This window comes from Fusibacter sp., from assembly GCF_057447755.1.
Map to the genome: position 1 here is coordinate 1 of NZ_JBVBZF010000526.1, position 1559 is coordinate 1559.

Annotated in this window: 2 protein-coding genes; one reads left to right on the top strand and one right to left on the bottom strand. The window is 33.5% G+C overall.

Annotated features, from left to right (window positions below; translation table 11 throughout):
- Positions 1-822 (top strand): MFS transporter (locus AC220I_RS22390; RefSeq protein WP_486726087.1); only part of this gene is annotated, 822 nt, incomplete at its 5' end.
- A 130-nt stretch (positions 823-952) separates the two neighbouring features.
- Here the strand turns inward: AC220I_RS22390 and AC220I_RS22395 are convergent.
- Positions 953-1559: hypothetical protein (locus tag AC220I_RS22395; RefSeq protein ID WP_486726088.1), on the bottom strand; the 607-nt coding region annotated here is incomplete at its 5' end.

The following is a 1559-nucleotide window of genomic DNA, read 5'->3' on the forward strand; positions in this document are numbered from 1 at the left end:
GGGATGATCACAGGCTTATCAGTAGGTGTATTTGGCGGTGGTAGTATTATCTTCCAAAAAGTCATCTCAAATTTCCTCTTAACAACAGATACTTCAGGTGCATTTTTAAAGCTTGGTATCATCTCAATGGCACTTATTTTAACCGGTGCACTCTTTACAAACAATCCTGAGGGATTTGTGAAAAAAGCTGCTGAAAAAGGAGATGGTGATTACACCACTTCTGAGATGATCAAGACCACTAAATTTAAAATTACTTGGGTTATGTATTGGTTGGCAGTTATTCCAGGTCTTCTTGTACTAGGTGCCGCAAAAAATATTGGTATTGAAGTGGCTGGGCTTGACGTTTCTGTTGCTGCTGGTGTTATCTCAATTCTTGCAATTTCAAACGCTGGAAGTAGACTTGTATCAGGCACTTTATCTGATAAGTTTGGCACATTAAACATGCTTAAAGTGATATTTGTCATTACAATTGCTGCCTTATTGTCTTTGAGTTTCTTATCTGGCATCAAGGTTATGTTCTATCTAGGGGTCATAGGTGTTGCTGTTGGTTACGGTGGTTTCTTGGCATTATTTCCAACATTCACAAACCAAGAGTTTGGTTCGTTTAGATATGGTTCAAACTATGGCGTGGTATACCAAGCATATGGTTTAGCAGCATTGTCAGGAATATTCATTAAATCAATGGTTGGTAGTTACATCACAACATTTATTTTCTCTGCAGTTGCTGCAACAATAGGATTGGGTTTATCATTTTTAATTAAAGAGCGTGGTAAAGAAAAAAAAGTTCAGGTAAAACTTGAAGAAGGCATCGCAAAAGCTTAAAACGTCCTTAAAGTATAAAGTTAAAGCATCACCAGCAAGTTTCAGTAATTGAAAATTAGCTGGTGATGCTTTTTATGTTACTTAATTTCTGTAATTAAGAGCTTAATTTAAAGCCCCGCTTTAAGTCATCTTATTTTAGAGTTCGTTTTGATTTCATTGCCACTGTAATGATAATGATGATTATAACCACCAACATGAAACCTAAGAAAATTAGGAAGTTCCTTGAGTTTTCATATGAAACACGTTTGGGCTGTGAAGAAAGGTTTTGATTTATTAAAGTTGGTTTATTTACATCTTCGGTTATATCAGTATTAAATACTTGATAGTAGCCATTTTGATCTACAAATATTGAATTACCTGATAATTTAGGTACAAATTCAAAATTAGTTAAAAATGGTGCAATCCACTTTGAACCATTTTCACCTTGATAACTAATCACAAGGTCTAAAAAAGGAGAATTCTCTTGGCTCAAAAGTTGTATCGAGGATAAATTCTTATTAAATGGATCTAGTAACCTTCGGGATTCATTGCTTTCAAATTGATTTGAATCAAACAAATAAGGGATATTTAGTCTATTATTTAAATTTTTAAATAAACTACGATCTGAATTTACAATGAAAATATTATTCTTATCTTTTATGCCATTATCCAAAGTAATAGAAAAATCTGGGACATTATTAACTTCATGTGATAAATACCCAACCACTCCCAAAAGCAAATTAACCTCTTCCATATCA